At 74.9% G+C, this 16,006-nt stretch carries 14 protein-coding genes; 7 read left to right on the top strand and 7 right to left on the bottom strand.

The window, feature by feature from the left end:
• The first annotated feature begins 253 nt into the window (after positions 1-253).
• Positions 254-391: a hypothetical protein gene (locus ACMATS_RS15905; protein ID WP_414168249.1), complete on the top strand. Its 138-nt coding sequence runs from the start codon at positions 254-256 to the stop codon at positions 389-391.
• A gap of 42 nt (positions 392-433) precedes the next feature.
• Here the strand turns inward: ACMATS_RS15905 and ACMATS_RS15900 are convergent, their stop codons facing one another.
• Positions 434-2,098, bottom strand: a complete 1,665-nt coding sequence (locus ACMATS_RS15900; protein ID WP_390780387.1) for a DNA repair helicase XPB — start codon at positions 2,096-2,098, stop codon at positions 434-436.
• Positions 2,099-2,247: 149 nt separating this feature from the next.
• On the opposite strand from ACMATS_RS15900, the gene ACMATS_RS15895 reads away from it, so the two are divergent.
• Complete coding sequence (locus ACMATS_RS15895; RefSeq protein ID WP_414168248.1) at positions 2,248-2,826, top strand: Uma2 family endonuclease; 579 nt, start codon at positions 2,248-2,250, stop codon at positions 2,824-2,826.
• A 38-nt stretch (positions 2,827-2,864) separates the two neighbouring features.
• On the opposite strand, the gene ACMATS_RS15890 is transcribed toward ACMATS_RS15895, so the two are convergent.
• The gene (locus ACMATS_RS15890) at positions 2,865-5,285 is read right to left on the bottom strand and encodes a helicase-associated domain-containing protein (RefSeq protein ID WP_414168247.1); all 2,421 of its coding nucleotides are present in this window, start codon (positions 5,283-5,285) and stop codon (positions 2,865-2,867) included.
• Positions 5,286-5,408: 123 nt separating this feature from the next.
• Here ACMATS_RS15890 and ACMATS_RS15885 point away from each other — a divergent pair, with 123 nt between their 5' ends.
• Both ACMATS_RS15885 and ACMATS_RS15880 read left to right on the top strand, forming a co-directional pair.
• Entirely contained in the window at positions 5,409-6,368 is a 960-nt protein-coding gene (locus tag ACMATS_RS15885; RefSeq protein ID WP_414168246.1) for a hypothetical protein, read from the top strand.
• 52 nt (positions 6,369-6,420) lie between these two features.
• Positions 6,421-7,098, top strand: a complete 678-nt coding sequence (locus tag ACMATS_RS15880) for an HAD family hydrolase (RefSeq protein WP_390780391.1) — start codon at positions 6,421-6,423, stop codon at positions 7,096-7,098.
• On the opposite strand, the gene ACMATS_RS15875 is transcribed toward ACMATS_RS15880, so the two are convergent.
• Positions 7,056-7,313 (bottom strand): hypothetical protein, encoded by a 258-nt coding sequence (locus ACMATS_RS15875; RefSeq protein WP_390780392.1) that lies wholly within the window; start codon positions 7,311-7,313, stop codon positions 7,056-7,058. The two genes, ACMATS_RS15880 and ACMATS_RS15875, sit on opposite strands and share 43 nt — an antisense overlap.
• 221 nt (positions 7,314-7,534) lie before the next feature.
• On the opposite strand from ACMATS_RS15875, the gene ACMATS_RS15870 reads away from it, so the two are divergent.
• Positions 7,535-7,918 carry a cold-shock protein gene (locus tag ACMATS_RS15870; RefSeq protein WP_390780393.1) on the top strand — a complete coding sequence of 128 codons (384 nt, stop codon included), beginning with the start codon at positions 7,535-7,537 and terminating at the stop codon, positions 7,916-7,918.
• 18 nt (positions 7,919-7,936) lie between these two features.
• Here ACMATS_RS15870 and ACMATS_RS15865 read toward each other — a convergent pair whose 3' ends face one another.
• From ACMATS_RS15865 to ACMATS_RS15850, 4 genes are read right to left on the bottom strand one after another with little or no spacing between them, the layout of a single operon-like run.
• The gene (locus ACMATS_RS15865) at positions 7,937-8,797 is read right to left on the bottom strand and encodes a 1,4-dihydroxy-6-naphthoate synthase (RefSeq protein WP_391154095.1); all 861 of its coding nucleotides are present in this window, start codon (positions 8,795-8,797) and stop codon (positions 7,937-7,939) included.
• Between the two features lie 5 nt (positions 8,798-8,802).
• Positions 8,803-9,531, bottom strand: coding sequence for a futalosine hydrolase (locus ACMATS_RS15860; protein ID WP_414168245.1), 729 nt, complete (start codon positions 9,529-9,531; stop codon positions 8,803-8,805).
• Between the two features lie 11 nt (positions 9,532-9,542).
• Entirely contained in the window at positions 9,543-10,019 is a 477-nt protein-coding gene (locus ACMATS_RS15855; RefSeq protein WP_171079033.1) for a DUF2771 domain-containing protein, read from the bottom strand.
• A gap of 27 nt (positions 10,020-10,046) precedes the next feature.
• The gene (locus tag ACMATS_RS15850; RefSeq protein WP_390780395.1) at positions 10,047-11,387 is read right to left on the bottom strand and encodes an MFS transporter; all 1,341 of its coding nucleotides are present in this window, start codon (positions 11,385-11,387) and stop codon (positions 10,047-10,049) included.
• Between the two features lie 491 nt (positions 11,388-11,878).
• On the opposite strand from ACMATS_RS15850, the gene ACMATS_RS15845 reads away from it, so the two are divergent.
• Positions 11,879-12,763 (top strand): DUF3027 domain-containing protein, encoded by an 885-nt coding sequence (locus tag ACMATS_RS15845; RefSeq protein ID WP_390780396.1) that lies wholly within the window; start codon positions 11,879-11,881, stop codon positions 12,761-12,763.
• Between the two features lie 94 nt (positions 12,764-12,857).
• Entirely contained in the window at positions 12,858-15,980 is a 3,123-nt protein-coding gene (locus ACMATS_RS15840) for a sacsin N-terminal ATP-binding-like domain-containing protein (RefSeq protein ID WP_414168244.1), read from the top strand.
• The last annotated feature ends 26 nt before the right edge of the window (positions 15,981-16,006 follow it).

Below are 16,006 nucleotides of genomic sequence, written 5' to 3'. Positions count from 1 at the left end.
ACGGTGCGGACACAGCGAGGCCTCCAGTACATACGGCAAGGGAAAGGGGGGAGATTTTAGTGAACGGCCCACCCGGGCGCGAACGAATTTCGCACCGCACCCGAACCGAACGCGAACCGAACCCCGGAACCCCTCAGGGGCGCCCTCCACCTTGCGTAGGGGACGCCATGCGCCTGGGGTCGGAGGCCGGCCCGTCCGCGTTTACACCGGCAGGCCGATGTAAGGAGGCCGCCGGGGCGGAACCATGGAGGACATGACCACCGCATCCATGACCCCGGCCCCGAGCGCCTCGTCGGCGTTCTCCACCGCTCTCCGCGCGATCAAGGCGTTCGCGGGTGCGGCAGTGGACGTAGCCGTCCTCGGCCAGTACGCGGACAAGCGCCGCGCCTGAGGCAGAACGCCAGAACGCCAGAACGCAGGACGCCGGACGGCGTCAGACGATCTCCTCGTCCGCCCCCTCCGCAAGCAGCGCATCCGCATCCACGATCCGGTACGCGTACCCCTGCTCGGCCAGGAACCGCTGGCGGTGCGCCGCGAAGTCCTGGTCGACGGTGTCGCGGGCGACGACCGAGTAGAAGCGGGCCTCGTGCCCGTCCGCCTTCGGCCGCAGCACGCGGCCGAGCCGCTGCGCCTCCTCCTGGCGGGAGCCGAACGTTCCCGAGACCTGGATGGCGACCGTCGCCTCGGGCAGGTCGATGGAGAAGTTGGCGACCTTGGAGACGACGAGCACGCTCAACTCGCCCTCCCGGAAGGCGTCGAAGAGCTTCTCGCGCTGGGCGTTGCTGGTCTCGCCCTTGATCACGGGGGCGTCCAGGTGCTCGCCCAGCTCGTCCAGCTGGTCGATGTACTGGCCGATGACCAGGGTCTGCTCACCGCGGTGCCGGCGCACGAGCGCCTCGGTGACCTTGCGCTTGGTCGCGGTGGTGGCACAGAAGCGGTACTTCTCCTCGGTCTCGGCGGTCGCGTAGGCGAGCCGCTCGGAGTCCGTCAGATTGACGCGCACCTCGACACAGTCCGCGGGGGCGATGTACCCCTGGGCCTCGATCTCCTTCCACGGAGCGTCGAACCGCTTCGGCCCGATGAGCGAGAACACGTCCGACTCGCGCCCGTCCTCGCGCACCAGCGTGGCCGTGAGCCCGAGCCGGCGCCGGGCCTGCAGGTCGGCGGTGAACTTGAAGACCGGTGCGGGCAGCAGGTGCACCTCGTCGTAGACGACGAGTCCCCAGTCGCGGGAGTCGAACAGCTCCAGGTGGGGATAGATCCCCTTCCGCTTGGTGGTCAGCACCTGGTAGGTGGCGATGGTGACCGGGCGGATCTCCTTCCGCGTCCCGCTGTACTCGCCGATCTCGTCCTCGGTCAGCGACGTCCGCTTCACCAGCTCGTGCTTCCACTGCCGCGCGGAGACGGTGTTGGTGACCAGGATCAGCGTGGTGGCCTTGGCCTCGGCCATGGCGCCCGCGCCGACCAGCGTCTTGCCTGCGCCGCACGGGAGCACGACGACACCCGACCCGCCGTGCCAGAACCCGTCGACGGCCTGCCGCTGGTAGGGACGCAGCGCCCACCCGTCCTCGCGCAGCTCGATGGGGTGCGCCTCGCCGTCCACGTACCCGGCGAGGTCCTCGGCGGGCCAGCCCAGCTTGAGCAGCGACTGCTTGATCTGCCCGCGCTCGGAGGGGTGCACGGCGACGGTGTCGGGGTCGATGCGGGCGCCCACGAGCGGCTGGATCTTCTTCGAGCGGAGGATCTCCTCCAGCACCGGCCGGTCGGTCGTCTCCAGCACCAGCCCGTGCGTGGGGTGCTTGAGCAGCCTCAGCCGCCCGTACCGGTCCATGGTCTCGGCGATGTCGACGAGCAGCGCGTGCGGCACGGGGTAGCGGGAGTGGGTGACGAGGGCGTCGACGACCTGTTCGGCGTCGTGCCCGGCGGCCCGGGCGTTCCACAGGCCGAGCGGGGTGATCCGGTAGGTGTGGATGTGCTCGGGGGCACGCTCCAGCTCCGCGAAGGAGGCGATGGCCCGGCGGCAGGCCTCGGCCTGCTCGTGGTCGACCTCCAACAGCAGGGTCTTGTCGCTCTGGACGATCAGAGGGCCTGAATTCACGGGAGCACCTTTCCGGACGGCCAAACTTCAAGTGTGCCGCATCGCTGCTGCTGCGCGTTCGAGATCGCGGACGGGAGCGGAGAACCCGGGCCGGTGTCGGTGGTGGGCGCCACACTGATGGCGACAGCTTCTGCGAAGGAGGTGGCGTGATGAGCGTTGCGCACGATCCCCACTACGGGCCCTGGACGATAGAGGAGGTCCTGGCTCTGGGAGAGGACCGCGGGCAACGTCGTGAACTGGTGGGGGAAGCGCTCTTGCTGTCACCGGCTCCGGGGACCAAGCACCAGCGGGCGTCATCTCGGTTGCGGCACCTGCTGGACGCGGCCGCCGAGGCGGCGGGGGCTCCGGTCGAGGTGCTGACGGCCGTCAACGTGGTGCTGCCCGACGGGCTGTTCATCCCGGACATCGCCGTGGTGGACGCCGCCGCTGCCGCCGAGGATCCGGTCACCTTTGATGCCGAGGCCGTGCTGCTCGTAGTGGAGATCGTCTCGCCGTCGTCGTCCGGGCGCCGTACCGACCGGCTGCTCAAGCCGCCGTACTACGCGGAGGCGGGTATCGAGCACCTGTGGCGGCTGGAGCTGGAGCCCCGGCCCGCGCTGATCGTCTCCGAGCTGGAGAACGGCCGTTACGCGGAGCGGGGCGTGGCCGAGGCCGGGCGCAAGACGCTGGTCGAGAAGCCGTTCCCGGTCGAGCTGGATCCGGGGGCGCTGGTCCGGCAGGGGCGCTGACGGTTCGGCGTGCGGCCCGTGCAGGCCGCACGCCCGCACTACGCGTGGTCGTCCGCCAGCTCGGCCACGCCGGTGATCCGGTGCAGCGGATACGTCCGCACCTCGTCCGCCGTGTGGTCGTACGCCGTGACGAAGCCGCCCTCCACCCGGACCGGGGCGATCACGCGCTGGCTGGCGGCGCCCTCGGCGTTGACGTAGCCGATCCAGACGGCGGCGCCGGTGAGGACGGCGGCCTGCATGGTGGCGAGGGTCTCGGCGGAGGTGGTGCGGGGGAGGCCGCCGTCCGCGGGGGCCGGGGCGGCGAGGGGTTTGCGTTCGGCGGTGGCCGCCATGTCCCCGGCGCGGATGGCGCGGACGGCGGCGCCGAGGAGGGTCGCGTCGGGGACCGGCGGGCCCTCGGGCACGGGGGCCGGGGCGGTGCGCGGCGGGGTGCGGTGGACGTCGGCGCGGGTGATCAGCACGTCGCCCTCGGCGGACTCCGCCGCGGGCGCGTAGCCCATGGCGCGCAGGCCCTCCAGGAGGGCGTCGGGCGCGGCCTGGGCGGCCAGCACGGTGGGGGCGAGGCGGCGCAGGCGCAGCGGGGCGGAGCGGCGGTCGGCGAGGAGTTCGGCGAGCACGGCCTCGTCGTCGCAGCGCAGGTAGGAGGAGGCCGCGCCGACGCGGAGCCGGCCGTGCCGGCGGGCCACGTCCTCGACGAGGTAGGCGAGGGGCTGCGGCACGGGGGTGCGCGAGTGCTCGCGCAGGAAGGCGAGGACGTCCCCGGCGGTCCGGCCCGCGTCCAGGGCGCGGCGCACCGACTCCGGGGTGAAGCGGTAGACGGTGGCGCCGCCCTTGGACTCGATGTCGGCGAGGACGCCCAGCATGTGGGCGAGGGGCCGGCGGAGCGGGCCGGGGGCGACGGCCGTGAGGTCGGCCTGGAGGAGGACGTGGTCCAACGGTTCGGGGAGCAGCGGCGCGAGCCGCTGGGCGGCCGTCGCCTCGGAGCCGTCGAGGAGGGCGCGGCCGTGGGCGGAGAGGGCGCCGCGGCCGGTGACGCCGAGCAGCTCGGCCTCGTCCAGGGCCCACTGGGCCAGCCGGGCGCGCAGGTCGTCGGTGGCGGTGCGCGGCGGGCGTTCCCACTGCAGCCGGGCGAGGAGGGCGTCGGGGGAGACGGACGCCCCGGCGGGCAGCGAGGCGAGGAGCTCCAGGACGCGGCGGCGCACCTCGGGGGCGGGGGAGCGGTCCAGGTCCGGGCCGAGGGCGGCGAGGGTGCGGCCCTTGGCGTCCTTGTCGCCGACGAGGCCGGGGGTGCGGGTGGCGGCGAGCCAGGCGCCGGCCAGGTGCGCCCAGCGCTGCTCGGCGGGCAGGGCGAGCCAGTCGTCGGAGGCGGGGGTGGGGGCGTAGCGCTCGTCGACGTCGCCGTCGGAGGCCAGCAGTCCGGCGGCGTGGGCGAGTTCGGTCCAGAAGGCGGCCGCGGTCTCCGTGGTGTCCAGGGCGGTGGCGGTGCGCTTGAGGTCCCGTACGCTCAGGCCGCCCGCGCGCAGGACGAGGGGGCCGTCGGTCTCCCAGGTCTGCAGCAGTTCCTCGACGGTGGCGAGGGCGGTGAACGCCTGCCCGGCGGCGGTGGCGTCGGCGAGCCGTTCCGCGTGGGCGGTGACGGGTTCCAGCGCGGGGGCGGCGGGTTCGGGGGTGCGGTGGGCGCGGCCGGCGCGCAGGTGCAGGGCGGCCTCGCGGGGGAGGACGACGCTGCCGGGTGCGGTCGGCAGGAGCAGCCCGCGGTCGAGCAGCCAGCGCAGGTGCGGGGCGGGGTCGGAGGTGACGGTGCCGTAGGGCGGGCCCCACAGCAGCTTGCCGAGGACGGCGCGGGCCTCCTCGGGGGCCGCGGCGAGGAGCTCCGCCATGCGCGTGCGGTCCTCGAAGAGGGCGGTCAGGGCGGCGACGGCGGTCACCGGGTCGTGGGTGGCGGGCAGCCCCGCGGTGGCGATGATCTGCTGCATCCTGCCGGGGGACATCCCGGCGGTGGCCTCGGCGACGGTGGGGCCCAGGCCGGTGGGCGAGGGGCGCGAGGCGCTGGGCGCGAGCAGTTCGCGGACGGTGCGGACGAGGCGCAGCCGGTCCTCGCCGCCCCAGACGAGGGCCTGGTCGCGCAGGGCGGCGACGGCGCGGGGGAGGGCGTCGGCGATGCGGGGGTCTTCCGGCTCGTCGCCGGTCATCAGGTTTTCCAGGACCGGGTACGGGCACGGGTCCGGGGCCGCCGCGAGCGCCTCGGCGACCTGGAGGGCGAAGCGGTCCAGGCGGTCCAGGGCGCGGACGACCGAGGCCCGGGTGGCGGCGCGGGTGGCGAGCTGGGTGAGGTCGCCGGGCACCGGGTTCAGCAGGTCGGGCCGGGCGCGCAGGAGGGCGGCCAGGGCGTCGTCGGGACGGGTGCGCAGTTCCTCGGCGAGGGTGCGCGGGGCGCCGGTCTCCCGCGAAGTGGTCATTCTGCTTACGGTACCGGGTCGCCGTGGCTTCGTTCCGGTGCCCGGCGCAACGGCTCCGCCGGGAGAGGTGCGCGGTGTCCGTTCCCGGTCCGGGGGCGGGAGGGAGGCGGTACCGTCGGTCGGGTGGGGATCGAGAGTGATCAGCTTGTGTACGACTACCTGAGCAGGGTCGGGGACCTGGCTCAGCGGAAGTCGCTCACCTCCGGCGAGCGGATGCGGCTGGTCTCCCGGCTGCGCACCGAGATCGAGCAGCGCAGGGCGGTGGAGGGCGCGGAGACGCCGGCCGCCGTGCAGCGGATCCTCGACGGGCTGGGGACGCCGTCGGAGGCGGTCGCCGGGGCGGCGGGCCGGCCGGGGGAGACGGCCGGGAAGGTGCCGGCGCAGCGGACGCCGCCGGGGGCGGCGCGGCCGCCGCACCTGGCGACGGAGGAGGAGCTGGGTTCCGGCGGCAGCCCCGACTGGTGGCGGGTGGAGCCGGGTCCGTTCACGGCCGGGGACGCGGTGCACGGTTTCGTGGGCGGGATCGAGATCCCGGACATGCTCAAGCCGCCGGGCGCGCCCGGGGCGCCTGCGACAGTGCCTGTGCAGCCCGTGCAGAAGGAGCCGCAGGATCAGGTTCCGGGCCAGGTTCCGGGCCAGGTTTCGGGTCAGGGGGAGGCCGTCGAGGCCGAGGAGACCCCGGCCCGCGGCCTCGCCCGCCTGCGTCGGCGCCGGGGTCGGGTCCGGGGCCGGGGCGCGGGCGGGACGGTGCCGATGAGCCCGCTGCTGGTGCTGGTCGCGGTGCTGCTGGTCGCCGGCGCGGTGCTGGGGAACCTGCTGGTGCTGGTTGCCGGGTGGGGGCTGGCGTACGTGACGCGGCGGCTGACCCAGACCGAGTCGAAGTGGGCGGTCATGGGGGTGCCGGGGCTGGTGGTGGCCGGGGGCGTGGTGTGGCTGTGGGGCCGCATGGACGGGCGGTGGGGAGAACCGATACCGCAGGGGGCGATGGCGGGCGCCCTGTCGTCGACGTGGCCCGTGGTGGTGCGGGTGGCGGCGGTGGCCTCGGCCGCGTTCGTGCTGTGGCGGGCGAGGCGGCCGGGATGAGCAGGATGACGGGGACGACTGCGACGACCGGGACAAGTGGGGCGGCAGCACAATGTGGAGCATGACCCCGCAGCCCGAAACCCCGCAGCCGGAAACCCCGTTCACCGTCGGCTTCGACCTGGACCTCACCCTGGTCGACTCCCGCCCGGGCATCCGGGCCACGTACGAGGCGCTGGCCGCGGCCACCGGCCGGTCCATCGACGTCGACCTGGTCGTCAGCAGGATCGGTCCGCCGCTGACCTGGGAGCTGGCCAACTGGTTCCCCGCGGACGAGGTGCCGGAGGCCGAGGAGATCTACCTGTCCTCCTATCCCGCCCACGGCATCGAGCCCTCGCCCGCGCTGCCGGGCGCCCGCGAGTCCGTCGCCGCGGTGCAGGAGTCGGGCGGGCGGGCGATCGTCGTCACGGCCAAGTACGCGACCAACGCCCGCCTGCACCTGGAGCACCTGGGCATCGAGCCCGACGAACTGTGCGCCGGCCTGTGGGCGGAGGGCAAGGCGACCGCCCTGCGCGAGCACGGGGCGAGCGTCTACGTGGGCGACCACGTCGGCGACGTGCGCGGTGCGCGGACGGCCGGTGCGCTGTCGGTGGCGGTGGCCACGGGGCCGTGCGACGCGGCCGAACTGCGCGCGGAGGGCGCGGACGTGGTCCTGCCGGACCTCACCGGCTTCCCCGCCTGGCTGCGCCGCTACCGGGCGGGTGCCGTCCCCGACGCGGCCTCGCGCGCCTGACGCCGCTGTTCGGCCACCGAGCGCAGCACTCCGGCCGCGGCGATCAGGAAGCCGGCGCCCATCAGCATGCACACGAAGTACGCGACGGGCGGCAGCGGATCGGCGCCGAGGAACAGCGGGGCCACCGTGGCCAGGGTGGCCACTGCGCCGACGAGGAACACGACGGCACCGGTGCGTACCAGCAGATCCCCGGCTCGGGGCGTTTCGTTGCTCACCTGACCAGGGTAGATCCCTGACCGGTGGGGTGACGGCCGGATGGACGGGGACGGGAGCGGACGCGCAGAGGTACGGCCCGGGGACGTCTTGTCACCGGGCGCGGGACCATTAGCCTTGGGGTGGCGGGTCTTGCGGCCCGCTGTAGTGCTATCCAGAGCTGTTTTTCTGTTGATTGCTGAAGTTTCCGTAATTCCGACGAGACACGAGGACGAGGACAGACGTGCCTACCGGCAAGGTCAAGTGGTTCAACAGCGAGAAGGGCTTCGGCTTTCTCTCCCGCGACGACGGCGGAGACGTCTTCGTCCACTCCTCGGTGCTCCCCGACGGGGTCGAGGCCCTCAAGCCGGGCCAGCGTGTGGAGTTCGGCGTCGTCGCGGGCCAGCGTGGTGACCAGGCGCTGTCGGTGACCCTGCTCGACCCGACGCCCTCGGTCGCGGCCGCCCAGCGCCGCAAGCCCGACGAACTGGCCTCGATCGTCCAGGACCTGACGACCCTCCTGGAGAACGTCACGCAGCAGCTGGAGCGCGGCCGCTACCCCGACAAGGCGCACGGCGGCAAGATCGCGGGCATGCTGCGCGCCGTGGCCGACCAGCTGGACGTCTAGCCGTCCGACGGGGCCGGGTCAGGCCTTCGGGGCGAACTCCAGTGCGCCCGGGCCGAGGGGCGGCACCAGTCCCTCGGCCGCCGCGCGGGTCAGCAGCCCGCGCACCGCGGCATAGCCGGACTCCCCGAGGCCGGCGGTGAACTCGTTGACGTAGAGCCCGATGTGCTGGTCCGTCACGGCCGGGTCCATCTCCTGCGCGTGCGCGAGCACGTACGGCCGGGAGGCCTCCGGGTCGTCCCAGGCCATGAGCACGGAGGCCTTGGCCGCGTCCGCCAGCCGCTGCAGCATCTCCTCGCCCAGCGAGCGCTTGGCGATGATCGCGCCGAGCGGGATGGGCAGCCCGGTGGTGTCCTCCCAGTGCTGGCCCATGTCGGCGAGGCAGGCCAGACCGTAGTCCCGGTACGTGAAGCGGGCCTCGTGGATCACCAGGCCCGCGTCCACCTTGCCGTCGCGCACCGCGGGCATGATCTCGTGGAACGGCAGCACGACGACCTCGCCGACGCCGCCCGGCACCTCGGCGGCCGCCCACAGGCGGAACAGCAGGTACGCGGTGGAACGCTCGCTCGGCACCGCGACCGTCTTCCCGGTCAGGTCCGCGGGCTTCCCGGGCTCCCGGGTGAGCACCAGCGGGCCGCAGCCGCGGCCCAGCGCGCCGCCGCAGGGCAGCAGCGCGTACTCGTCCAGCACCCAGGGCAGGACCGCGTACGACACCTTGAGCACGTCGAGCTCGCCGCGCTCGGCCATGCCGTTCGTGATGTCGATGTCCGCGAAGGTGACGTCCAGGGCGGGCGCCCCGGGGACGCGGCCGTGGGCCCAGGCGTCGAAGACGAAGGTGTCGTTGGGGCAGGGCGAGTACGCGATGCGGATCGGCTCGGTCATCTCGGTCACGGGGAGACGGTCCTTTCCTGGAGGACGGCCGGAAGCCGGTCGAACGGGAACGCCCGGAAGGCGTCCGTGAGCGCGGCCAGCGCGTCGCCGATGCGCCAGGCGGCACGGTCGCGCGGGCCGACGGGGTTGGAGATCGCGCGGACCTCCAGGGCGGGCACGCCGTGCGCGGCCGCCGCCTCGGCGACGCCGAAGCCCTCCATGGCCTCGGCCAGCGCCTGGGGGTGCCGGTCCGTCAGCCCGGCGGCCCGCCCGGCGGAGCCGGTCACGGTCGACACGGTGAGCACCGCACCGCGCGCGGCGCCCGTGGCCTCGGCCACGGCGGCCACCAGGGCCGGGGGCGGCAGGTGCTCGACGGCGCCGAAGCCCAGGTCGGTGACGGGCACGAAGCCGTCGGCGGTCTCGGCGCCCAGGTCGGCGGCCACGATCGCGTCGGAGACGACGAGGGACGCCACCGGGGCGCCCGGTGCGAAGCCGCCGCCGATCCCGGCCGAAACCACCAGGCCGTACGGGTCACCGGCGGCCGCGGCGGCGGCCAGCGCGGACGCGCCCGCAGCGGCGGCCGCGGCGGGGCCGACCCCCGCCGCCAGCACGTCGACGGCCACGGACGGGGCGTCCGCCCGGCGCAGCACCGCGCCCGGCACGGAGACCTCCAGGGGCTCCGCCGCCAGGGCGCGGACGACCGCGTCCGCCTCGGCGGCCACGGCGGTGACGACCAGAACGCGCATGGGAGGGGTCGTCAGGAGGTCTTCTCGAGCGTGAAGTTCCAGATGCCGAGCGCCTTGCCGGAGCTCGCCTCGACAATGCTGACCTGGGTGTTCTTCACCATGGCGCCCTGGCCGGAGGAGAAGAAGGCGCTGGCCGGGATGGTCCGGAAGGTCTTCTTGTTCGGCTCCTGCTCGGCCGGCTGGCCGTTGATGAAGAGCGTCCAGCCCTCGTCGGCGATCTTCGGGTCGACGCCGAAGCGGACCTTGTCCTCCATGGACGCCTTGACGGTCTTGCCCTCGGACTTGAAGCACGCGGGCAGCTTGTCGTTGGCGATCGCGTCGCCGCCCTCGTAGCAGGCGGCCTCGGAGGTCACCGTGGTGGAGCCGACGGTCACCGTCGCCAGCGGCGTCGGCTTGTCGCAGGCGGAGAGGGCGACGAGCCCGAGGGCCACGACGCCGGCAGCGGCAGCGGCGCGGCGGCGCCTTCCCTGGAAAATGGCAGCGGTCATGGGGGGCAGGCTATCGGGCCGCCCCGGTCAGGCCACGCGCGGGTGCGGCGAGCCGCGCCGGGCCGCCGTCAGCAGGCCCCGTACGGCTGTGGCGGCGCCCAGGGCCAGGAACGCGGACGCGACCGACATGCCCACCACGCCGTTGAGCGGCAGCAGGATCCCGATGCCGCCGCCCACCACCCAGCACATCTGCAGCAGCGTCTCGGAGCGGGCGAACGCGGAGGTGCGCACCTGCTCCGGCACGTCCCGCTGGATCAGCGAGTCCAGCGACTGCTTGCCCAGCGCCTGCGAGATCCCGGCCACGGCGGCCACGGCCACCACGAAGAACGGGTTGTAGAGCACGGCCGTCGCCACCGTCATGCCCAGCGCGGCCGTCAGCACCGCGGCGATCGTCTTCTCCGGGCCGCGCGAGCGCAGCAGCGCCCCGACGGCCGTCCCCAGGGCGTTGCCCGTGCCCGCCGCCACGGCCACGATGCCCAGCGAGACGGCCGGGCCCAGCCCGCCCAGCGGGTGGACGCGCAGCAGGAACGCCAGGAAGAACGTGAGGAACCCGGACAGCATCCGCAGCGCCCCGTTGGCCTGCAGCCCGTGCAGCACGGAGCTGCCGACCGTGCGCAGCCCCGGCTTCGTCCGCCGCGACGGGCGCCGCTGGTGCTCGGGCGCGACGAGCATGGCCCGGGCCTCGCCCTTCGCGGAGTCGACCTTGGGCGGGAGCGAGAGCGAGAGGTACGTGCCGCACGCGAAGACGGCGCACGCCCCGTACAGCGGCCAGGCCGGCCCCAGCTGGTGCAGCCCCGCGCCGAGCGGGGCCGCCAGTCCCGTGGCCAGCAGCCCGCCGAGGGTGACCCGGGAGTTCGCCTTGACGAGGGAGATCCGTGGCGGCAGCAGCCGGGGCACCACGGCCGAGCGCACCACCCCGTACGCCTTGGACGCCACCAGCACGCCCAGGGCCGCCGGATAGAGCTCCAGTCCGCCGCTCGCGACAGCGCCGGACATCATCAGGGCCAGCACGGCGCGCGTCAGCATCGCGCCCGCCATGGCCGCCCGGCGGCCGTGCGGGAGCCGGTCCAGCAGTGGCCCGATCACCGGGGCCAGCAGGGTGAACGGTGCCATCGTCACCGCCAGGTACAGCGCGACCCGCCCGCGGGCCTGGTCCGTGGGCACCGAGAAGAACACCGTCGACGCCAGGGCCACCGTGATGAGCATGTCGCCCGCGGAGTTGACCGCGTGCAGCTCGATCAGCTTGGCGAGGCCCGACTCGCCCGCGCCGTGCGCATGCGTGGCCTTCCGGACGCCCCGCACGGTCCCGGCGACCGGGCGGCGCAGCGCCCGGCCCGCGCCCCGGGCCGTACGGCGGATGGCTCCCACCACGCCATACTGCCCCAAGCGGAACCCGGCGCGGTGCTTTCGGCCCGCTCACGGGGCGTACGGGATTTTCGAGCGCCCCGTCCGGTTCGATCGCCCCGTCAGGGGCGCGGGGAACTGCGCGACCGGCCACGGCCGGTCCGCAGTCGACGCACCACCCCGGGGCACCCGGTCGGCTGCGGGCGCGTCGTGGCTGCTCGCGCAGTTCCCCGCGCCCCTGACGGGGCGATCCGCCGGACACCCCCTGGGTGGAGCCCGGGTATCCCCCGAGCCGCTTTGCGGGGTAGCGTGCACAGCGCGCCGTCGCTGGTCGTTTGGTTGGCCGCACTCCGGGTCCTGATCCCGCAGAATAGGGAGGACCAGGTGCGCTCGAAACCGATCGGGCGCGGACGTCGACGCGGTCCCCCGGTCCGCTCCGTCCGCCGCCCCGGTCGTCCGGCAGGCGCACTCGTGAGACGGCGTGGAAGAGAGAATCGATTCTTGTGAGTGCTGCGATGCGAAGCCGTACCCCGGACCGCCTGTGCGCCGAGGCGGTCGAACTCGCCCGGGAGGCCGCCGAGGAGGCCGCGCTCCCCGGGAAGGTCGGCGAGCACGTCGAGGCCCTCGCCGACGGGGACCGGGTCGTCACGCACTACTTCGCCTGCGAGGACCCCGGCTACCGGGGCTGGCGCTGGGCCGTCACCGTCGCCCGCGCCTCCCGCGCCAAGGCCGTCACCGTCGACGAGACGGTGCTGCTGCCCGGGCCCGACGCCCTCCTGGCCCCCGAGTGGGTGCCGTGGAGCGAGCGCCTGCGCCCCGGCGACATGGGCCCCGGCGACCTGCTGCCCACCGACGCGGAGGACCTGCGCCTGGAGCCGGGCTGGACCGGTGAGGACGTGCCGCCGCCGAACTCCGCCGTCTCCCGGGAGATGACCGAGCTGGTCGAGGCCGAGGACGCCGAGGTCTCCGCCGGGCCGCCGTCCGCGCAGCCGACCACGCCCGCGCGCGGCTCGATCGCCTCCCTGGCCGAGGAGCTCGGCATGCGCCGCGCCCGCGTCCTGTCCCGCTACGGGCTGCACACGGCCGCCGACCGCTGGGACGAGTCGCACGGCGCGAAGACCCCGATGGCGCAGGCGGCGCCCGCGTCCTGCGTCAGCTGCGGCTTCCTGATCCCCATCGGGGGATCGCTCGGCCAGGCGTTCGGCGTCTGCGGCAACGAGTTCGGTCCTGCGGACGGCCATGTGGTGTCCCTGTCCTACGGCTGCGGCGGGCACTCCGAGGCGGCCGTCATGCCGAAGCCGCCGCGGCCGGCGCCGCCGGTCATCGACGAGACGCTCGTCGACCTCATGCCGTTGCGGCCGGAGGCCGCGGAGGCCGAGGAAGACCTCGGGCACTCCTGACGCACGTTTGCTGCGGGCCGGCTGTGGTTGCTCGCGCAGTTCCCCGCGCCCCTTTCGGGGCGCGGTTCCGCTCAGCAGCTAGGAGACCACCGACGTGACCGACGACCTCTTCGGCACCGCGCGCCTGCGGCGTGGAGTGCTGGACGCGTGGGCCGCGTCCCCCGCGCGGTTCCGGGAGGACGCCAACGCCGAGGAGGACCTGGTCCTCGGCGGCTACCGCGACCGGCTCGTGGTGGAGCTCGCCCAGAACGCGGCCGACGCCGCCGCCCGGGCCGGCGTGCCGGGCCGTCTGCGCCTGACGCTGCACGCCGCCGGTCCGGGCGAGCGGCCCGTTCTGGCCGCGGCCAACACCGGTGCCCCGCTGGACGCGGCCGGCGTGGAGTCCCTCTCCACCCTGCGCGCCTCGGCCAAGCGGGACGACGAAACGGTGGGCCGGTTCGGCGTCGGCTTCTCCGCCGTCCTCTCCGTCACCGACGAACCCGCCGTCATCAGCCGTACCGGCGGCGTCCGCTGGTCCCTGTCGGAGGCGCACGACCTGGCCGTGGCCGCCGCCGGGAACACCCCCGAGCTCGCCGAGGAGATCCGCCGCCGCGACGGCCACGTCCCCCTGCTGCGTCTGCCGCTGACCGCCGAGGGCACCGCTCCCGAGGGCTACGACACGGTCGTGGTCATGCCGCTGCGCGACGGCGCCGCGGAGGACCTCGCCGAGCGGCTGCTCAAGGACGTCGACGACGCGCTCCTGCTCGCCCTGCCCGGCCTGGCCGAGGTGGCCGTGGAGACCCCGGACGGGCGGACCCGCACCCTGACGCGCGGTCAGGACGGCCCGTACGTGCTGGTCGACGACTCGGACCGCGGCACGGCCACCCGCTGGCGCGTGGAGCACGCCGGGGGCCGGCTCGACGCGGCCCTCCTCGCGGACCGCCCCGTCGAGGAACGCCTGCGCCCCGCCTGGTCCCTGACCTGGGCCGTCCCGGCCGGTCCGGACGGCGCCCCGGTCCGTCCCGGCACGGCCCCCGTGCTGCACGCGCCGACCCCCACCGACGAGCCCCTGGGCCTGCCCGCGCTGCTGATCGCGAGCTTCCCGCTGGAGCCCACCCGCCGCCGCACGGCCCCCGGCCCGCTCACGGACTTCCTCACCGAGCGCGCCGCCGAGACCTACGCGGCGCTGCTCGCCGACTGGCACCCCGTCTCCGCCGGCACCCTCGACCTCGTACCGTCGCCGCTCGCGGCGAGCCCGCTGGACGCCGAGCTGCGCCGCCGGATCCTGGACCGGCTGCCCCGCGTGGCCTTCCTGCCGAGCGCGGGCGCGGCCCGCGAGCCGGAGGAGGGGGACGAGGGGGAGACCACGGAGGAGCCGCACGCCCTGCGGCCCGTGGAGGCCGAGATCGCGGAGGGCGCGGGCGCCGGGACCGTCGCCGTCCTGGGCGAGCTGTTCCCCAGCCTGCTGCCCGCGGGCCTGGAGCGCCGCCAGGAGCTGCGTGCGCTCGGTGTGGCCCGCGTGCCGCTGGGCGAGGTCGTCGACCGGCTGGCGGGCGTGGAGCGCGAGGCGGGGTGGTGGTGGCGGCTCTACGAGAGCCTCGCCGGCGTCGACCCGGACCGGCTCACCGGCCTGCCCGTGCCGCTCGCCGACGGGCGCACGGCCGTTGGCCCGCGCCAGGTCCTGCTTCCGCTCGCGGACGAGACGGGCTCGCAGCGCCTGTCCCGGCTCGGTCTGAAGGTCGTCCACCCCGACGCGGCCCACCCGCTGCTGGAGAAGCTGGGCGCGACCCCGGCGTCGCCGCGCGCGATCCTGACGACTCCCCAGATCCGGGCGGCGGTCGCCGCGTCCCTGGACGCCGACGAGATCTGGGACGAGGAAGGCCTCGACCCCGACGCGCTGGTCGAGACCGTCCTCACCCTCGTCCGCGACGCGGACCTCGCCCCCGGCGACGAGCCCTGGCTCGCCGCCCTCGCCCTCCCCGACGAGGACGGCGAATTGGCACCGGCAGGCGAACTCGTCCTCCCCGGCAGCCCGTTCGAACAGGTCATCCGTCCCGGTGAACTCGCCGCGTGCGACGCCGAACTGGCCGGACAGTGGGGCGAACAGCCCCTCACCGCCGTCGGCGTGCTGGCCACCTTCGCGCTCGTGCGCGCCACGGACGTCGTCCTCGACCCCGACGAACTGGAGCCTCGCGACGGCGACTTCGCCGAGCCAGACGACGTGGGCCTCCTCGACGCCGTCGACGTGTGGTGCGAGGACGTGCTGGACCGCCTCCCCGACACCTCCGTGCCGCCCGTCGCCACCGAGATCATCGCCGTGCGCGACCTGGACCTCGTCGACGACGACGCCTGGCCGCAGGCCCTCGCCCTGCTCGCACAGCCGCCGCTGCGGGACGCGCTGACCGCGCCCGTACGCGTCCTGCTGCCGGACGGCACGACCGAGTCCGTACGCCCGTACACCGCGTGGTGGCTGCGCGGCCACCCCGTCCTGGACGGCCGCCGCCCCGCCGGCCTGCGCGCGGAGGGCGGCGACCCGCTGCTCGCAGGCCTGTACGAGGCCGCGGACGCGGCGGGCCTCGCCGACGAGCAGGTGCTGCGCGCCCTGGGCGTGCGCACGTCGGTCGCGGCCCTGCTGGACGAGCCCGGCGGCGCGGCGGAACTCCTCGCCCGCCTGGCGGACCCGGAGCGCGAGGTGACCGCTGCCCAACTGCACGGCTTGTACGGCGCGTTGGCGTCCATGGACCCGGAGGAGGTCACCCTCCCCGACGAGTTGCGCGCCGTTGTCGACGGCGAGGTCCGCGTCGTGGACGCGGCGGAGACACTGGTCGCGGACGCCCCCGACCTGCTCCCCCTGGCGTCCGGGCACGCCCTGCTCCCGGTGCCGCCGGCCTGGGCCGCGGAACTGGCGGACCTGCTCCAGGTGCGTCGCCTCGGCGAGTTCGTCGTGGCGACGGCGGAACCGGGGACGGGCGAGACCCGCGAGGTCCCGGAGGAACTGCGGTCACTGCTGCCGGGTGCCCCGGCGACGTACGTGGAGCACGAGGAACTGCTGGTCGACGGCGTCGAACTGGACTGGCGCCTGGGCCCGGACGGCACCCTCCACGCGGCCACCCTGGAGGGCGTGGCGGCGGGCCTGGCCTGGTCGGCGGGCGCGTGGGCGCGCCGCTTCGAGGTGGCGGCGTTGCTGGAGGATCCGTCGCGGGGTGAGGAACTGGGGCGGTTGCGGTGGTTCGAGTAGAGGACTGAGGCAGCCTCCCTGCGCGT

The sequence above is a fragment of the Streptoverticillium reticulum genome, assembly GCF_047456005.1.
Lineage (GTDB): Bacteria > Actinomycetota > Actinomycetes > Streptomycetales > Streptomycetaceae > Streptomyces > Streptomyces reticulum.
Note: the sequence above shows the minus strand (reverse complement) of the source record. Positions and strands in the feature narration are given on the sequence as shown.

What these genes read in the sequence shown, in the direction of transcription:
- ACMATS_RS15905 (WP_414168249.1), top strand. Translation starts at nt 254, where the DNA reads ATGACCACCGCATCCATGACCCCGGCCCCGAGCGCCTCGTCGGCGTTC.
- ACMATS_RS15845 (WP_390780396.1), top strand. Translation starts at nt 11,879, where the DNA reads ATGCGAAGCCGTACCCCGGACCGCCTGTGCGCCGAGGCGGTCGAACTC.
- ACMATS_RS15860 (WP_414168245.1), bottom strand. Translation starts at nt 9,531, where the DNA reads ATGCGCGTTCTGGTCGTCACCGCCGTGGCCGCCGAGGCGGACGCGGTC.
- ACMATS_RS15880 (WP_390780391.1), top strand. Translation starts at nt 6,421, where the DNA reads ATGTGGAGCATGACCCCGCAGCCCGAAACCCCGCAGCCGGAAACCCCG.
- ACMATS_RS15895 (WP_414168248.1), top strand. Translation starts at nt 2,248, where the DNA reads ATGAGCGTTGCGCACGATCCCCACTACGGGCCCTGGACGATAGAGGAG.
- ACMATS_RS15890 (WP_414168247.1), bottom strand. Translation starts at nt 5,285, where the DNA reads ATGACCACTTCGCGGGAGACCGGCGCCCCGCGCACCCTCGCCGAGGAA.
- ACMATS_RS15865 (WP_391154095.1), bottom strand. Translation starts at nt 8,797, where the DNA reads ATGACCGAGCCGATCCGCATCGCGTACTCGCCCTGCCCCAACGACACC.
- ACMATS_RS15855 (WP_171079033.1), bottom strand. Translation starts at nt 10,019, where the DNA reads ATGACCGCTGCCATTTTCCAGGGAAGGCGCCGCCGCGCCGCTGCCGCT.